Consider the following 450-nt stretch of genomic DNA (forward strand, 5'->3'; position numbering starts at 1 on the left):
GCGATCAGGCTTGGGCAGCAGAGCCAGGCAGGGCACCCCTAGCGCTTCCTCGACCTCGCGTGAACCGACGAGCCGCTTGTCCAAGGATTCGCGCGCAAGTGCTATCGCGGCCCCGAGCAGAGTCGATAGCACCGCAGCAGCAGCGGCGATGATGAAGACACTAAGGCTCGATGGCTTGATAGGAATCTCGGCCGGCGACATGACCCAAGCGCCCGCATCCGCAGAACCGAGCATTGCATCGGCTTGTTGTTCGGAGGGACGTTGGGTATCGTCTCCTCTTCCCTCGTGCGCATGAAGGTACCCACCTCGAAGAAATTGGTCGCGCCAAGTCCCTTCTTGAAGAGGAGCCACTGGAGTCCGAGCTTCGCCTTGCCGAAGGTGGAGAGCTCCTTTGCGGCCGACACGTTCTTGGTCGCACGGTACATGACAGGGGCCGCGACATGGTCCTTC

Annotated in this window: 1 protein-coding gene; it reads right to left on the minus strand. The window is 61.6% G+C overall.

Annotation, left to right across the window (positions count from 1 at the left end):
- Window positions 1-201 (minus strand): hypothetical protein (locus tag EN818_RS33345; RefSeq protein ID WP_210237322.1); only part of this gene is annotated, 201 nt, incomplete at its 3' end.
- Window positions 202-450 lie beyond the last annotated feature (249 nt).

The organism is Mesorhizobium sp. M3A.F.Ca.ET.175.01.1.1, from assembly GCF_004791945.1.
Classification (GTDB): domain Bacteria; phylum Pseudomonadota; class Alphaproteobacteria; order Rhizobiales; family Rhizobiaceae; genus Mesorhizobium.